Source organism: Amycolatopsis sp. QT-25 (assembly GCF_029369745.1).
In the GTDB taxonomy this organism is placed as follows: Bacteria; Actinomycetota; Actinomycetes; order Mycobacteriales; family Pseudonocardiaceae; genus Amycolatopsis.
On record NZ_CP120210.1, the window covers coordinates 2,440,532 to 2,454,680 of the forward strand.

A 14,149-nucleotide genomic window follows, 5' to 3' on the forward strand; every position below is an offset into this window, starting at 1 on the left:
TCGTTTCGGGACGAGCAGGAGTTGCTTTTGATGCCCGCGATGCCGGGGGACGAGCGCGCGGCCGTTCCGGTGACCGCGATCTACGGGCGAACGCCTCCGGCAAATCGAACCTGCTCGACGGGCTGACCTACCTGGCGGTCGGCGTACTGACGTCGAAGGTCCTCGGCGCCGGGCCACGCAGCGTTTTTCGCCTGGATGCCCAAGCGAGGAACCTGCCGTCGACATTCGTGATCGAAATCCTCGCCGAAGGGACTCGGTACACGTACGGTTTCCGGGCCAGTGACGACGCGGTCTTGGAGGAATGGCTGTACGCCTATCCGGAGAAACGTCGGCGGGTGGTGTTCGAACGAAGCGGAATCGATCTTCGGTTCGGCTCCACCTCGGCGAACTTGAAGAGCAAATTCGCTGCGCTCGAAGAATTGATCCGTGGCGATGTGCTCTTTCTGAGCTTTTGTTCCAGGCTGGAACTAGGCCCTTTGATGCCGGTCTATCGCTGGTTCGAGCGCTCTCTCCGAATCATCTCCGCCGAGGGACCGTGGGCTCCCGACGACGTGGGAAGCCGAGTGGGAAATTTTCTGCACCGAGACCCGCGCAACAGCCGCCGTCTGCTGTCCCTGCTCGCGGCCGCTGACGTAGGGATCGCGGATGTTCTCGCGGAACTCGTCGACGAGCCGCCAAGTCACCAGCACATGAGGCTGCCGCCGGGTCGGGTCGTCGGTACGGGATCCGGGCCACGATGGAGGTTGAGGTTCTGGCACGGTGAGACCGAGTCGCCGTTCGAACTGCACGACGAGTCCGCTGGGACCAGGAACTGGCTCAAGCTCATCCCGACCGTGCTGGACGCGCTCGACGAAGGGCAGGTTCTCGTCGTCGACGAGATCGACTCGAGTCTGCATCCGATGTTGACCGCGAAGCTCGTGAGCCTTTTTCAATCCGAAAAGACCAATCCCCACGGCGCCCAGCTCGTCTTCACCACGCAGGACACGAGCCTTCTCGGCACCATGCTCGGGGACAGTGTCCTGGATCGCGATCAGATCTGGTTCGTGGACAAGAACACAGAAGGGACCAGCGAGCTTTATCCGCTCACCGACTTCAAACCGCGCAAAGATCAGAACACCGAGCGTCGCTATCTCGCCGGTAGCTACGGGGCCGTTCCGGTGCTGGGTGACTTCGCCGAGGCAGTGCAGGGCGGATTACCCGCAAAGAGAACAGCGGCCGGAGACGGTCGGCGTTCCGCGAGCAGCGGACTTCGATCCTCGTCGTCTGCGGTGCGGAGGCGACCGAGCCCGGATATTTCGAGGGACTCAAACGGGCTCGCCGGAACCCGGCCCTCACGATCAAGATCAAAGCGAAGCGCGGGGATCCCGATGCTGTGGTCAAGTACGCGGCGGGGATGCGTGACCGGGCCGAGGGGACGTACGACGAGGTGTGGTGCGTCGTCGATGTCGACGAGTTCGACCTCGACAGGGCGGCCGCTACGGCTCGCAGGCTCCGGATCGAGCTGGCGATCTCGAACCCGTGCTTCGAGTTCTGGTTGCTGCTGCATTTCGAGGCGTGCTCGGCGCCGATGACGTGCTACGGAGATGTGGCGAAACGCCTGGTCAACACGTCCCGGCGTTCGACAAGTCGGCGTTGCGGTTCGCGGACTACGAAACGGGGTCGAGGCCGCGGTCCTGCGTGCGAAGAAGCAGAACGGTGAGCCGGGCGGGGAGCACGGCCGTAACCCGTCGACCGGCGTCTGGGTATTGGTCGAGAAGATCGACTGAACCCGATGCAACGGACCGGAGCCTCCGCTACGTCCAGAACACGTGGACCCCAAGAAGCTGTTCGTCGTCCTCTGCGCCTTGGTCGGCCTCGCCTGCGCAGCCGGTAGCTCCGCCGCGCACGGACAACCCGCCGCGACCCGGCCCGCACTGGCCCAGCCCGCACTGGCCCAGCCCGCGCCGGCCCAGCGGCCCGAGCCTGCCCGAGGTGTCGTCGAGCCGGGGGAGACCGTCGTCCTCGACGCCGGTGAGACGACCGAGGTCGCGTTCAAGGACGTCAGTATCCGGTTCGCTCGCCTGGTGTCCGATTCCCGCTGCGCCGCGGGCATGGTCTGCATCTGGGAAGGGGAGGCCGTGGTCGAGCTGGTCTTGGCCGAACCGGGGCGTGGTGAGCGGACCACGGTGGAAGTCGCCTCCACCGGGCGGGGTGGCCGGCAGTCCGTCGAGTTCGCCGCCTGCCGGGTGGACCTGGTCGCCGTGAGTTCGCGGGGTGACCAGGTCACTCTGCGGGTGTCCAAGGCTTGACCAGGCCGGGTGACCGTGCCCCTCGGTGCCTTTGCCGCGCGACTTCGGCGACCGGCCGAGGTCACGACCCGGCTCAGAGCGAGTTCCCCCAGCCGTCGAGGTACGCCACTTCCGCCGGCGGCACACGTGACGCGGGTTCGAAGCCCGGCACCGTCGTGTAGGCGACCGGTAGCAGCCCGGCCTGCGTGACGTCGGCGGGAATGCCGAGGATCTCGGCCGCCTCCGGCCTCGTGCGTCAGGTGGTACGTCGTGAGCGTCGAGCCGAGGCCGCGTGACCGCAGCGCCAGCTGGAAGTTCCACACCGCCGGGAAGATCCCGCCGTGGAACGCGGCGTCGGTCGCGTTGTCCCCGGCGGGCCTGCCGGTCAGGCTGGGCGGTCGAGTGGGGTCAACGCGGCCGCGGTCCCCACCAGCCCGCGCCTGACCGTGCGGGGAGCGGAGACGTCCTGGCACGGCGAGGACGGCGGCGAAATCGTCCTCGCGGCCGTCTCGGTCGCGGTGATCGACCTCGTGTCCGGTCCGCGCGTCGCTCAGCTGCGGCGATGCGGCGCGCAGGACTGTTCGATGCTGTTCGTGGCGGCCAACAGCAGGCGGGTCCGGTGCACGCCGTCGCTGTGCGGCAACCGGGTCCGGGTCGCCCGCCACGCCACCAGGAACTAAAGCTCCAGCAGCATCCGGCTGTTGCCCAAGGTGTTGGGCTTCACGTACGGCAGGTCGAGGAACTCCGCGACACCCGGGTCGGCCGAGCGCCGCATCTCCTCGTAGACCTCCTGGGTCACCGGGGTGCCGTCGATCTCGACGAAGCCGTGGCCGGAGAAGAAGCGGGTCTCGAAGGTCAGCACGAACAGCCGCTTCAGCCCGATCTCGCGGGCGAAGTCGATCAGCTGCCCCACCAGCGCGTGCCCGATGCCACGGCCACGGGAGTCCTTGTCGACGGCGATGGTGCGCAGTTCGGCGATGTCCTCCCAGAGCACGTGGAGCGCGCCGCAGCCGAGTACGTCGTCACCGTCTTCGACCACCCAGAACTCCTGGACACTCTCGTAGAGGGTGACGAGCTCCTTCTCCAGCAGCACCGTCCCCGCGTCGGAGTCGACCAGCGCCTTGATCTTGCGGACGTCCGCGATCCGCGCCCGGCGGACGGTCGGAGGGCGGCGAAGGAGAGGGTCTGAGGGCACGTCCACCATTAAGCCATCCGCGAGCTGCGACCGGTCGAGGGCTCGCCCGAGCGAGCGATCGCCGACCCCGCGAACAGGCCAGCTACCCTAAGGCACGTGCCTTCTCCCACCACTGATCCTGTCGCCACCCGTCGCGTTTCCTTGTTGACCCTCGGTTGCGCCCGCAACGAGGTCGATTCCGAGGAACTCGCCGGACGGCTGGCGGCGGGCGGCTGGGAACTCGCCGCCGAGCCCGAGGACTCCGACGTCGTGGTGGTCAACACCTGCGGCTTCGTCGAGTCCGCCAAGAAGGACTCGGTCGACACGCTGCTCGCGGCGTCCGACACCGGCAAGAAGGTCGTCGCCGTCGGCTGCATGGCCGAGCGCTACGGCAACGAGCTGGCCGAGAGCCTCCCCGAGGCCGACGCGGTGCTGGGTTTCGACCACTACGCGGACCTCGCGGAGCGTCTCGACGACGTCGTGGCGGGCCGCAAGGTCGCGTCCCACACTCCCTCCGACCGGCGCAAGCTGCTGCCGATCAGTCCCGTCCAGCGCCCGACCGCCGCCGAGTCGGTCGAGGTGCCGGGGCACGCGCAGCATGGCTGGGGCCCTCGGGTGCTGCGGACCCGGCTCGACACCTCCCCGGTGGCCGCGCTGAAGATCGCGTCCGGCTGCGACCGGCGCTGTTCGTTCTGCGCGATCCCGTCGTTCCGCGGTTCCTTCGTGTCGCGGCAGCCGGACGAGATCGTCGCCGAGGCCGGGTGGCTCGCGGAGAACGGCGTCAAGGAGGTCTTCCTCGTCTCGGAGAACTCCACCTCCTACGGCAAGGACTTCGGCCGTGACGGCGCCCGCGCGCTGGAACTGCTGGTCCCGCGCCTGGCCGCGGTGCCCGGGATCGCACGCGTCCGCGTCTCGTACCTGCAGCCCGCCGAGACGCGCCCCGGCCTGGTCAAGGCCATCGCGACCACGCCGGGTGTCGCCGACTACTTCGACCTGTCCTTCCAGCACTCCAGCGAGACCGTGCTGCGCCGCATGCGCCGCTTCGGCTCCACGGACTCGTTCCTCGCGCTGTGCGACCAGATCCGGGAGCACTCGCCCGACGCCGGCATCCGCACCAACGTCATCGTCGGGTTCCCCGGCGAGACCGAGGACGACGTCGCCGAGCTGGAGCGCTTCCTCAACGGCGCGCGGCTGGACGCGGTGGGCGTCTTCGGGTACTCGGACGAGGACGGCACCGAGGCCGAGACCCTCGACGGCAAACTCGACGAGTCCGTGGTGGCCGAGCGGGTCGCGCGGATCTCCGCGCTGGTCGAGGAGCTGACCTCGCAGCGGGCCGAGGACCGGATCGGCGACTTCGTCGACGTCCTCGTCGAGCGGGCCGAGGACGGCGAGGACCCCATCGGTCGTGCCGCGCACCAGGCCCCCGAGGTCGACGGCGAATGCGTGCTGATCGAGACGGAAGACCTCCCTGCGCTGGCGGTGGGTGACCTCGTGCGCTGCGAGGTCGTCGACTCCGAGGGTGTGGACCTGATCGTGCGGCCCGCGCCGCTCGAGGCCGACCGGTGAATGCCGCCCCGAGCGACGCCGGGGCCGGTGAAGGGACGGGCGGTGAGCACGCCCGGGTTCCCGAGGCCACCCCGGTCCCGACCCTGAACCTGGCGAATTTGCTCACGATGTCGCGGCTGGTGCTGGTGCCGCTGTTCGTGCTGGCGCTGTTCACCGGTGACGGGGCGGACACCTTCTGGCGCGCGATCGCCACCGCGTTGTTCGCGATCGCGTCGTTCACCGACCAGGTCGACGGCTGGGTGGCACGCAAGTACGGGCTGATCACCGACTTCGGCAAGATCGCCGACCCGATCGCGGACAAGGCGCTGATCGGCGCCGCGCTGGTCGGGCTGAGCGTGCTCGGCGAACTGGGCTGGTGGGTGACCATCGTCATCGCGATCCGCGAGATCGGGGTGACGTTGCTGCGCTTCTGGGTGATCCGGCACGGTGTCATCCCGGCCAGCCGCGGCGGCAAGGCCAAAACGCTCGCGCAGATCGCGGCCATCACCGCGTATCTGCTGCCCCTGCCCGCGTCGGCCGAGCCGGTGCGCTGGGTGTTGATGGGGCTCGCGCTCGTGTTGACCGGCGTGACCGGGCTCGATTACGTCGTGCGCGCGGTACGGCTGCGCGCCGCGGGAAGGCGGGTCGCGGGCTTATGACAGGCACAGCCGCGCGCGGCGCGTCCGCTGAGGGTGGTGGCGGGGGCATGAATGAAGCTGAGACCTTGATCACTCACCTGATCGAGCGTGGGGAGACCGTGGCGACGGCCGAGTCGCTGACCGCCGGGCTGGTCTGCGCGACGCTGACCGAGATCCCCGGATCGAGCGCCGTCGTCCGGGGTGGCCTGATCGTCTACGCGACCGACCTCAAGGCGACGCTGGCCGGGGTCGACGAAGCCTTCCTCGCCGCGCATGGCGCCGTTCATCCCGAGGTCGCGGCGCAGTTGGCCGCCGGCGCGAGAGATCGGTGCGGCGCCACCTGGGGCCTCGGCCTCACCGGCGTCGCGGGGCCGGGCGGGCAGGACGGTGTGGCACCCGGCACCGTCCACGTCGGTCTCGTGGGCCCGGGGGTGCTCACCGTCCGTACGCTGGACTTGAGCGGTGATCGAGCCTCGGTCAGGGCCGGTGCGGTCGCGGGCGCGTTCGCCCTGCTGGGGGAACATCTCGCATGATCGCCGCGTTCGCCCTTGGCGTATTGCCGTGTCAACACCTGCGCCCGGGGCACCGCTCTGGGTAACGTAGGGGGTAGTCAGTCCTGGAAGGGAGGCGCGTGATGACCGTGCTGTTGCGCGAGGCGATCGGCGACCGGCTCCGACACGCCCGCACGAACCAGCGTCGAACGCTGCGGGACATCTCCCGCGCCGCCAGGGTGAGCCTCGGTTACCTGTCCGAGGTCGAGCGCGGGCAGAAGGAGGCGTCCAGCGAGCTGCTGGCGTCCATTTGCGAGGCCCTGGACCTTCCGCTGGGCGAACTCCTGCACAAGGTCGCGGCGGACGTCTCGGCGATGGACAACGTCGAGGTCGCCCCGGTGGACGAGAAGGTCGAGGCGGGCAAGCGGCGCGCTCCGGAGCGGGAAAACGCCGAAACGGGCGGGCTCGAAGGCGGCCGCCTGGTGTCCGAGCTGATCGGCAACGACCTGGCCGACCTGCGGATCTCGCCACCGCCGCGGATGAGCCCCGCCCTGCGGACGACCATCTCCGCACCGAAGATGGTCGCCGCCTAGCAAGGTGACGAACGTCGAAAGGCCCCAGGCGGTTCGCCTGGGGCCTTTCGACGTCAGTCCGCGACGTCGCCGAACGCGTCCGCCGCGTACGAGCCGCCCTTGGTGCGCGTGATGACGAGCAGCCGGTTGGCGGCGTTGATCATCGCGACCAGGTAGACCAGCGCGGCGACCTGATCGTCGTCGTAGTGCTTCCGCACCCGCTCCCAGGTCTCGTCGGAGACACCCCGGTGCGCGTCGGCGATCCGGCTGCCTTCCTCCGCGAGCGCCAGCGCGGCCCGCTCGGCCTCGGTGAACACGCCGGTCTCGCGCCAGGCGGCGACCAGGTTGACGCGGACCGCGGGTTCACCGGCGGCCGCCAGGTCCTTGGCGTGGGCGTCGACGCAGAACCCGCAGCCGTTGAGCTGGCTCGCCCGCAGCGACACCAGTTCCCTGGTGAGCTTGGGCAGCGCCGACTCCTTGATGGCCACACTGACTCCTGCGAAGCGTTTGCCGAGCTTCGCGCCGAGCTCGCTGCTGTTCAGATCGAAACGGGAATCCATGATCTGGTCCTCATTCGTGGTCGTGGGCTGAACCGGACGACCACCGGATGCCGGGAGCCCGGCCGTCCTGACAACGTCGGACCGTGACGTGCGCCACGGCTTCGGAGTGTCAGAAATCGGTGTGGCGCGGCGTCTGGTGGGGACACCGTCGCCGAGAACAGGAGCCGTCCATGTCCGACACCGCCACGGAGGCGTTCGTCGCCCACCGGAACCTGCTGTTCACCGTCGCCTACGAGATGCTCGGCTCGGCCGCCGACGCCGAAGACGTCCTCCAGGAGACCTGGCTGCGCTGGTCGGCCGTCGATCTCGGCATGGTGCAGAACCCGCGGGCCTATCTGGTCCGCGTCACCACCCGGCAGGCGCTCGGCAGGCTGCGCACGCTCGGCCGCCGCAAGGAGTCCTACGTCGGCCCTTGGCTGCCCGAACCGCTGCTCACCACCCCCGACGTGGCCGAAGACGTCGAGCTGGCCGACAGCGTCTCGATGGCGATGCTGCTGGTGCTGGAAACCCTCACGCCGACCGAACGCGCGGTGTTCGTGCTGCGTGAGGTGTTCGACGTGGCGTACGGCGAGATCGCCGAAGCCCTCGGCAAGACCCCGGCGGCGGTCCATCAGATCGCCCACCGGGCCCGCGTGCATGTCGCCGCGCGGCGGCCGCGTGGGGCCGCGTCGCCCGCTGAGACCAGGGACGTGCTCGACGCGTTCCATCGCGCGGTCCGGACGGGTGATCTGCAAGGGCTGCTCGACGTGCTCTCGCCGGACGTCGTCTTCCTCGGCGACGGGGGCGGAGTGGTGCAGGCGGTGCTCGCGCCCGTCGTGGGCGCGGCACTGGTCGCGCCGCTGCTGGCCGCGAGCCGCCCGGTCCGCGACGACGCGGCGACGATGCGGACGGCGCAGGTCAACGGCCATCCCGCGTTGATCCTGCGGCTCGGTGACGAGGTCGACACCGTCCTCGCACTGCGCGTCGAAGGTGACCTCGTCACCGGCCTCTACGCGGTGCGGAACCCCGAGAAGTTGTCACGAATGGACCAAGAGACCGCGCTGCGCCGCTGACTCCGGCCGTTTTCACCCACCGTCACCGGCGCTGAACTGGAAAGGTCGCGGACATCACAGTCAGGGGGATCCCTGAATTCCGTCGGGGTCGCCTGGAACGCGGGACGCCGACCTGACACGATGGAACTCAACGCCGGGGTCGGGACGTTGCAACATCACAGAGGGGACGCCCCACCTCGAGGTAACAGCCCGTGGGATGCGAGAAGGCAGGCGGAGGAGATGGCCAACCCGTTCGTGAAGTTCTGGAAGTACATGATGGCGGCGTTCTCGTCGAAGATCGACGAGCACGCCGACCCGAAGGTACAGATCCAGCAGGCCATCGAGGAGGCGCAGCGCAACCACCAGGCGCTGACCCAGCAGGCCGCCTCGGTGATCGGTAATCAGCGTCAGCTGGAAATGAAGCTGAACCGCCAGCTCGGCGACGTGGAGAAGCTCCAGGCTTCGACCCGCCAGGCGCTGGTGCTCGCCGACGAGGCGCGTGCCAAGGGCGACGAGCAGAAGGCGACCGAGTTCGAGAACGCGGCGGAGAGCTTCGCCGCGCAGCTCGTCACCGCCGAGCAGAGCATCGAGGACCTCAAGACCCTGCACGACCAGTCGCTCCAGGCGGCGGCGCAGGCGAAGAAGGCCGTCGAGCGCAACGCGACCATGCTCCAGCAGAAGCTGGCCGAGCGCACCAAGCTGCTCTCGCAGCTGGAGCAGGCGAAGATGCAGGAGCAGGTCTCCGCTTCGCTGAACCAGATGAGCCAGCTGGCCGCGCCGGGCAACACCCCGTCACTGGAAGACGTTCGCGACAAGATCGAGAAGCGCTACACCACCGCGCTCGGCTCGGCCGAACTCGCACAGAACTCCGTCCAGGGCCGGATGATGGAGGTCCAGGCCTCCACGACGCAGCTCGCGGGGCACTCCCGCCTGGAGCAGATCCGCGCGTCCATGAAGGGTGACTCCGTCGCCCAGGTGACGGACGGCAAGACCGCCGCCGCGGCGCCGAAGGCGTCGTCGGGCTCCGCGGACATCCAGCGTGAGATCCAGGCACGGGTTCAGGCCGAGCAGGGCAAGAACCCCGCCTGACACACCACCCAGAGCCGGTCCCGCGCCCCGCGGGGTGCGGGACCGGTCTCACTTCGACGACAGGGGCGAGGGCAATGGGCCAGGGCAGGCGCAAGGACTTCGGGGAGTTCACCGCCAAGCTTGAGAAGCACATCGAAAAGCTGCCCGACTACGCCCAGCGCGCGCAGGAGAAGCTGCAGCGCTACATCCCGCCCTCCGAGCAGGCTTCTTCGCGGCCCGCTCAGCCGGCGCCGCCCAGACCGCGCCCGCAGTTGCCGCCGATGCCCGCCATGCCGAAGATCTCGCAGCAGCTGACTTCGATGGCCGCGGGCCAGATCCCGGCCGTGGCCGACGCGAAGGCCAAATGGGCCCGCTGGAACGAACCGGCAGCCAAATTGGAGCGACGGAAGCGCCGGACCTCTCGCGCACTGACGTTCTGGCTCCTCCTTACCATCCTTTGCGGACTGTTCACCGTCGTCGCGGGCGCCGGCCTGCTGAAGGCCGGCGAGGCCGATGTCCTCCAGGCCATCGCGGGCGGCGCGTTCACCATCGTCTTCGGCACCTTCGGTGTCCGATCGGGACTGCGGTTGCGGGAACTCAAGCGCACCGTGCTGCCCGCCGCGCCCGCCGCTCCGCCTCCGCTGCCCCCGGCACGGTCCGTGGCGCGGCAGCCGATGGAACGCCTCGTCGAGAGCGAGGCTTCGCTGACCGAGCTGCTTCGCCAGCTTTCGCAGCCGACGTCGCTCGGCACCATGCCGGTGTCGGAGATCGCCGTCGCGGACGCCCGGACCACCGCCGCGGAGGCCGCGCAGGCCCTGCGCGGGCTGGCGGGCCGGATCCAGGCCATCGAACGTGGACGGGACGCCGCGCCCGAACGGGAACGGGGCGCCCTCGACGCCGCCATCAGGCAGCTGCGCGACCAGCTCGACGACGGCCTCGACGGCTACGGCGGTCTCGTCGCGGCCGCCGGGCACACCGTCGCCGCGAGCTCGGACGGCATGACGTCGTCCAAGGAACAGCTGTCCGACGCGACCGACAAGCTCGCCGGACTGGCCATGGCGCTGCGCGAGCTCTCCTGACGTCCCAGCGGGTGTGAAGTACATGAAGGCCCCCTTTCTTGCGTCCAGCGCAAGGAAGGGGGCCTTCATGTACTTTCATAGGCAGGCGTCGTCTGAGCAGGCGCTTTCCTGGACCATCGTCCCATTCGTCGTCGCTAATACTCCATTGCGTAACGACTCGCTCACTGTGTGATACCGAAATGCTCGCGTGAGCCGAAACCGCTGGTGGCGGCCACGCGCGATGCCTAACGTTTCCTTCATGCACGCAGTACTCCTCCCAGCCCGGGCCTGAACCCGGCCCGCGTGAGCGGGCGTCCCAGGGTGGCGGACCGGACACAGTGGATCTCGCGCAGTGGTCTTTCTCGTCCCCACCGAGGAAAGGACGCCCAGTGACGACGCTTCCCCCGGAACCGGAACCGACCCCCGCCCCGCCGCCCAGTTCCTGCCAACGCGTCATAGCGGCCTACGACCGGATCGCCGAGGTCGACCGGCCCGACATCTGGATCACTCTCCGTCCCGTGGAAGACGCCCTCGTCGACGCGAAAGCGGTCGACGAACGCGTCCGTACGGGAGCGGACCTGCCACTCGCCGGCACCTTGGCAGCGGTCGTGGACGTCATCGACGTCCTTGACGTCGCAGGTCTTCCCAGCGCAGGGGAAGACGTCTGCCGGGTCGGCGCCACCTCGGTGTCCCGGCTGACCGCGGCCGGGACGGTGGTGATCGGCAAGACCAACTGCGATCGGTTCGGCGGCGATCTCGAGCACACCCACAGTCCCTACGGCGGTGTGAGCGCCGCGCTGAACACCGCCTGCGTCTCCGGGAGCGCGAGCAGCGGGGCGGCCGTCGCCGTCGCGCTCGGGCTGGTCGACCTGGCGGTCGGCACGGATACGGCGGGAGCGGGCCGGGTGCCCGCTTCGCTCAACGGGATCGTCGGGCTGAAGCCGACCTTGGGTCTGGTGCCCAAGACCGGCGCCGCGCCGTGCGCCGGGATCTCCCTGTTCGCGCGCAGTCTCACGCTGGGCCAGCGCGCGCTGGGACTGATGACCGGCCCCGACGGGATCGACCCGCTCGTGCGGGACTGGCCCCCCGACGTCCGATTGTCCGCGGGGGATCGGCCGCGGGTGGCGATTCCCGGCTCCGACATCCTCACCGATCTCACGCTCCGGTCCCGATCTGCCTTTCTCGGCGCGGTTTCGGCGCTGCGGGCGTCCGGCGCGCTGGTGGAACCGGTGGAGATCTCGGCACTCCTGTCGGTGGGCGAGCTGATCCACGACGACGGCTTCACCGCGGACAGGCAGCGCGTCGCCGAGGCCGGGATGATCGCGCTCCGGATGCTGTCCGAGTACGACGCCCTGGTCCTCCCGACCGTCGCCGACCATCCCGAGGTCGCCGAGGCGTTGTCCGATCCGGACGGTGTCAGCCGGCGCCTGGAGCGTTTCACGGCGTTCGTCAACCTGCTCGACCTCGCCGCCGTCACGGTGCCGGCGTCACCGTCGGACCTCGGGCCGTACGGGGTTTCGGTGGTGGTGCGGCCGTTCGACGACCAGGTCGCCATCGATCTCGCCGCCGTGCTCACCGACGAACAGGCCGACTTCCCTTATCCCGCACCGGGTGCGGATCTCGTGGTGTTCGGCGCACATCTGCGTGGGCAGCCGTTGAACGGGCGGCTGGTCGCCGCGGGAGCACGGTTCACCGGACTGGTCCAGACCGACGAGGGCTATCGGATGGTGTTGCTGCCGACCGATCCACCGCAGCCGGGGGTGGTGCCGGTGCCCGCCGCGGGCGAGCGCACGATGCTTTCGGGTGAACGCTGGCGGCTCTCGCCCGCCGCTCTCGGTGCCTTCGCGGCCACGCTGCCCGCCCCGTTCGTCCTCGGCCGGATCCGGCTGGAGAACGGGGAGACGCCGCTGGCCGTCCTGTGCGACCAGGCCGCCACGGCGAACGCGACGGAACTGACGAAGTACCAGTGCTGGCGGGCCTACCTGAGGTTCGTCAGCACGGCCGGGCCGCGAGACCTCGGGCGACCCGCTTGACCAGGCCGGGACCGTGCAGGGCGAAGCCGGTGTAGAGCTGGACGAGACCGGCGCCGGCGTCGAGCATCCGTGCGGCGGTGCCGGCGTCGAAGATCCCGCCGACGCCGATGATCGGCAGCTCGCCGCCGGTTTCGTCGTGCACGAACCGCACCACCTCGACCGAGCGCGCGGTGAGCGGGCGCCCGGACAGTCCCCCCGCCTGCGCACCGACGGCGGTCTCGGGCGGAGCGATCCCTGCACGGGACAAGGTCGTGTTGGTCGCGATCAGCCCGGCGACACCGTGGTCGAGGCAGACCTCCAGCAGTTCCGCGAGCGCCTCGTCGGTGAGGTCGGGAGCGACCTTCACCAGCACCGGCGTCGGCTTCGCGTCGCCGGCGAGTTCTCCGGAGGTCTTCCGGAGTTCGGAGAGCAGTTCGGCCAGCGCGGCTTTGTCCTGCAACGCCCGCAGGCCCGGTGTGTTCGGGGAGCTGACGTTGACGGCGAAGTAGTCGGCGTACGGGTACAGCGCCCGCAGCGAGAACCGGTAGTCCTCGACGGCCTCGCCGAGGGGGGTCACTTTGGACTTGCCGATGCTGACGCCGAGCGGCACCGCCGGCTTCCCGTCCGCGGCGAGCCGGGCGGCGAGCGCTTCCGCGCCTTCGTTGTTGAAGCCCATCCGGTTGATCACCGCGTCGGTCTGGGCGAGGGTGAACAGCCGCGGTTTGTCGTTGCCCGGCTGCGGATGCCGGGTGACGGTGCCGACCTCGACGAAACCGAAGCCGAGCGCGGGCCACGCGTGCAGGGCGCGGCCGTTCTTGTCCATCCCGGCGGCGAGGCCGACCCGGTTCGGGAAGCGAAGACCGAGGAAGGTGACCGGATCGTCCGTCCGGTAGAAGCGGCCGAGCGCGCCGAGCGCGGGGGAGACCCGGCTCAGCCTGGCGAGCGTGCCGATGGTGCGCTCGTGCACGGTTTCGGGGTCGCTGCCGGAGACCCGGTAGAGAGCGGGGCGGACGATCTTGTCGAAGAGCACGGCCCCATCATGCCCGGTCGCCGCTAGCGGCTCGCCTTCCACTCGTCTTCGAGCATCGCGAAGACGAGTTCGTCGCACCACTCGCCCTTCACGATCTCGTTCTGCCGCAGATGAGCCTCCTTCGTCATGCCGAGGCGTTCCATCAGCACGGCGGAAGCGGTGTTGCGGCCGTCACAACGACCGATGATCCGGTGCAGGCCGAGGTCTTCGAAGCCCAGCCGGAGCAGTTCCACAGCGGCTTCCGCGGCTAACCCCTTCCCGTGGTGATCGGGATGGAAGACGAATCCGATCTCGCCCCGGCGGTGCTCGCTGCTGAGGTAGTCGAGGTTCAGGTCGCCGATCAGTTGCCCGGTCTCGGTCAGTTCCGCGGCCACCGCGAGGCACTGGCCTTCCTGCGACAGGCTGCTGCCGTGCACCCGTTTGGCGAGCGCGGCGGCGGATTCGGCCCGGCTGCGCGGACCCCAGTAGAGGTAGCGGGCGACGTCGGCGCGGGACTGGAAGGAGCTGAGTTCGTCGAGATCCGCCGGGGTGAAGGCGCGGAGGGTCAGGCGCTCGGTGGTGATCGGGAAGTCAGGTCTCAGCATGGCGTCAGGCTATCCAGTCCGCGGGGATTCCGGGGGCGGAACAGCGGTGGACGGTCCGCCAGGGCGGCGGGTGGACCCTCAGGCCTCGCGAACGGGCCATGACCCGGAAATAAGGGTAC

At 69.5% G+C, this 14,149-nt stretch carries 15 protein-coding genes and 2 pseudogenes; 12 read left to right on the forward strand and 5 right to left on the reverse strand.

The window, feature by feature from the left end:
• Window positions 1–146 precede the first annotated feature (146 nt).
• The 3 genes and pseudogenes from P3102_RS11390 to P3102_RS11400 all read left to right on the forward strand — a co-directional run.
• A pseudogene (locus P3102_RS11390) lies at window positions 147–935 on the forward strand (AAA family ATPase); the annotation flags it as partial.
• Window positions 936–1,252: 317 nt separating this feature from the next.
• The gene (locus P3102_RS11395) at window positions 1,253–1,699 is read left to right on the forward strand and encodes an RloB family protein (RefSeq protein WP_276371104.1); all 447 of its coding nucleotides are present in this window, start codon (window positions 1,253–1,255) and stop codon (window positions 1,697–1,699) included.
• 109 nt (window positions 1,700–1,808) lie between these two features.
• Window positions 1,809–2,288, forward strand: a complete 480-nt coding sequence (locus tag P3102_RS11400; protein ID WP_276368823.1) for a hypothetical protein — start codon at window positions 1,809–1,811, stop codon at window positions 2,286–2,288.
• A 73-nt stretch (window positions 2,289–2,361) separates the two neighbouring features.
• Here P3102_RS11400 and P3102_RS11405 read toward each other — a convergent pair.
• Window positions 2,362–2,650, reverse strand: a pseudogene (locus P3102_RS11405) (nitroreductase family protein); the annotation flags it as partial.
• 147 nt (window positions 2,651–2,797) lie between these two features.
• On the opposite strand from P3102_RS11405, the gene P3102_RS11410 reads away from it, so the two are divergent.
• Window positions 2,798–2,947, forward strand: a complete 150-nt coding sequence (locus tag P3102_RS11410) for a CGNR zinc finger domain-containing protein (protein ID WP_276371106.1) — start codon at window positions 2,798–2,800, stop codon at window positions 2,945–2,947.
• Here P3102_RS11410 and P3102_RS11415 read toward each other — a convergent pair.
• On the reverse strand, window positions 2,944–3,471 hold the full coding sequence (locus tag P3102_RS11415; protein ID WP_276368825.1) for an amino-acid N-acetyltransferase: 528 nt from the start codon (window positions 3,469–3,471) through the stop codon (window positions 2,944–2,946). The two genes, P3102_RS11410 and P3102_RS11415, sit on opposite strands and share 4 nt — an antisense overlap.
• A gap of 87 nt (window positions 3,472–3,558) precedes the next feature.
• On the opposite strand from P3102_RS11415, the gene rimO reads away from it, so the two are divergent.
• The 4 genes from rimO to P3102_RS11435 all read left to right on the forward strand — a co-directional run bounded on the left by rimO (window position 3,559) and on the right by P3102_RS11435 (window position 6,708).
• Complete coding sequence (rimO, locus tag P3102_RS11420) at window positions 3,559–5,007, forward strand: 30S ribosomal protein S12 methylthiotransferase RimO (protein ID WP_276368827.1); 1,449 nt, start codon at window positions 3,559–3,561, stop codon at window positions 5,005–5,007.
• Entirely contained in the window at window positions 5,004–5,645 is a 642-nt protein-coding gene (pgsA, locus tag P3102_RS11425) for a CDP-diacylglycerol--glycerol-3-phosphate 3-phosphatidyltransferase (RefSeq protein ID WP_276368828.1), read from the forward strand. The genes rimO and pgsA overlap by 4 nt, the downstream gene beginning before the upstream one ends.
• A 47-nt stretch (window positions 5,646–5,692) precedes the next feature.
• The gene (locus P3102_RS11430; protein WP_276368830.1) at window positions 5,693–6,157 is read left to right on the forward strand and encodes a nicotinamide-nucleotide amidohydrolase family protein; all 465 of its coding nucleotides are present in this window, start codon (window positions 5,693–5,695) and stop codon (window positions 6,155–6,157) included.
• A 101-nt stretch (window positions 6,158–6,258) separates the two neighbouring features.
• Window positions 6,259–6,708 carry a helix-turn-helix transcriptional regulator gene (locus P3102_RS11435; protein ID WP_276368832.1) on the forward strand — a complete coding sequence of 150 codons (450 nt, stop codon included), beginning with the start codon at window positions 6,259–6,261 and terminating at the stop codon, window positions 6,706–6,708.
• Window positions 6,709–6,761: 53 nt separating this feature from the next.
• On the opposite strand, the gene P3102_RS11440 is transcribed toward P3102_RS11435, so the two are convergent.
• The gene (locus P3102_RS11440) at window positions 6,762–7,247 is read right to left on the reverse strand and encodes a carboxymuconolactone decarboxylase family protein (protein WP_276368834.1); all 486 of its coding nucleotides are present in this window, start codon (window positions 7,245–7,247) and stop codon (window positions 6,762–6,764) included.
• A gap of 170 nt (window positions 7,248–7,417) precedes the next feature.
• Here P3102_RS11440 and P3102_RS11445 point away from each other — a divergent pair, with 170 nt between their 5' ends.
• The 4 genes from P3102_RS11445 to P3102_RS11460 all read left to right on the forward strand — a co-directional run bounded on the left by P3102_RS11445 (window position 7,418) and on the right by P3102_RS11460 (window position 12,437).
• A complete protein-coding gene (locus P3102_RS11445; protein WP_276368836.1) occupies window positions 7,418–8,299 on the forward strand; it encodes an RNA polymerase sigma-70 factor in 882 nt (293 codons plus the stop codon).
• Between the two features lie 219 nt (window positions 8,300–8,518).
• Window positions 8,519–9,367: a PspA/IM30 family protein gene (locus P3102_RS11450; protein ID WP_276368838.1), complete on the forward strand. Its 849-nt coding sequence runs from the start codon at window positions 8,519–8,521 to the stop codon at window positions 9,365–9,367.
• Between the two features lie 74 nt (window positions 9,368–9,441).
• Window positions 9,442–10,425 (forward strand): hypothetical protein, encoded by a 984-nt coding sequence (locus P3102_RS11455; RefSeq protein ID WP_276368839.1) that lies wholly within the window; start codon window positions 9,442–9,444, stop codon window positions 10,423–10,425.
• A gap of 368 nt (window positions 10,426–10,793) precedes the next feature.
• Complete coding sequence (locus P3102_RS11460) at window positions 10,794–12,437, forward strand: amidase family protein (protein WP_276368841.1); 1,644 nt, start codon at window positions 10,794–10,796, stop codon at window positions 12,435–12,437.
• Here P3102_RS11460 and P3102_RS11465 read toward each other — a convergent pair.
• Both P3102_RS11465 and P3102_RS11470 read right to left on the reverse strand, forming a co-directional pair.
• Entirely contained in the window at window positions 12,397–13,446 is a 1,050-nt protein-coding gene (locus tag P3102_RS11465) for a quinone-dependent dihydroorotate dehydrogenase (protein WP_276368843.1), read from the reverse strand. The genes P3102_RS11460 and P3102_RS11465 overlap by 41 nt on opposite strands.
• A gap of 23 nt (window positions 13,447–13,469) precedes the next feature.
• Window positions 13,470–14,030 (reverse strand): GNAT family protein, encoded by a 561-nt coding sequence (locus P3102_RS11470; protein ID WP_276368844.1) that lies wholly within the window; start codon window positions 14,028–14,030, stop codon window positions 13,470–13,472.
• Between the last annotated feature and the right edge of the window lie 119 nt (window positions 14,031–14,149).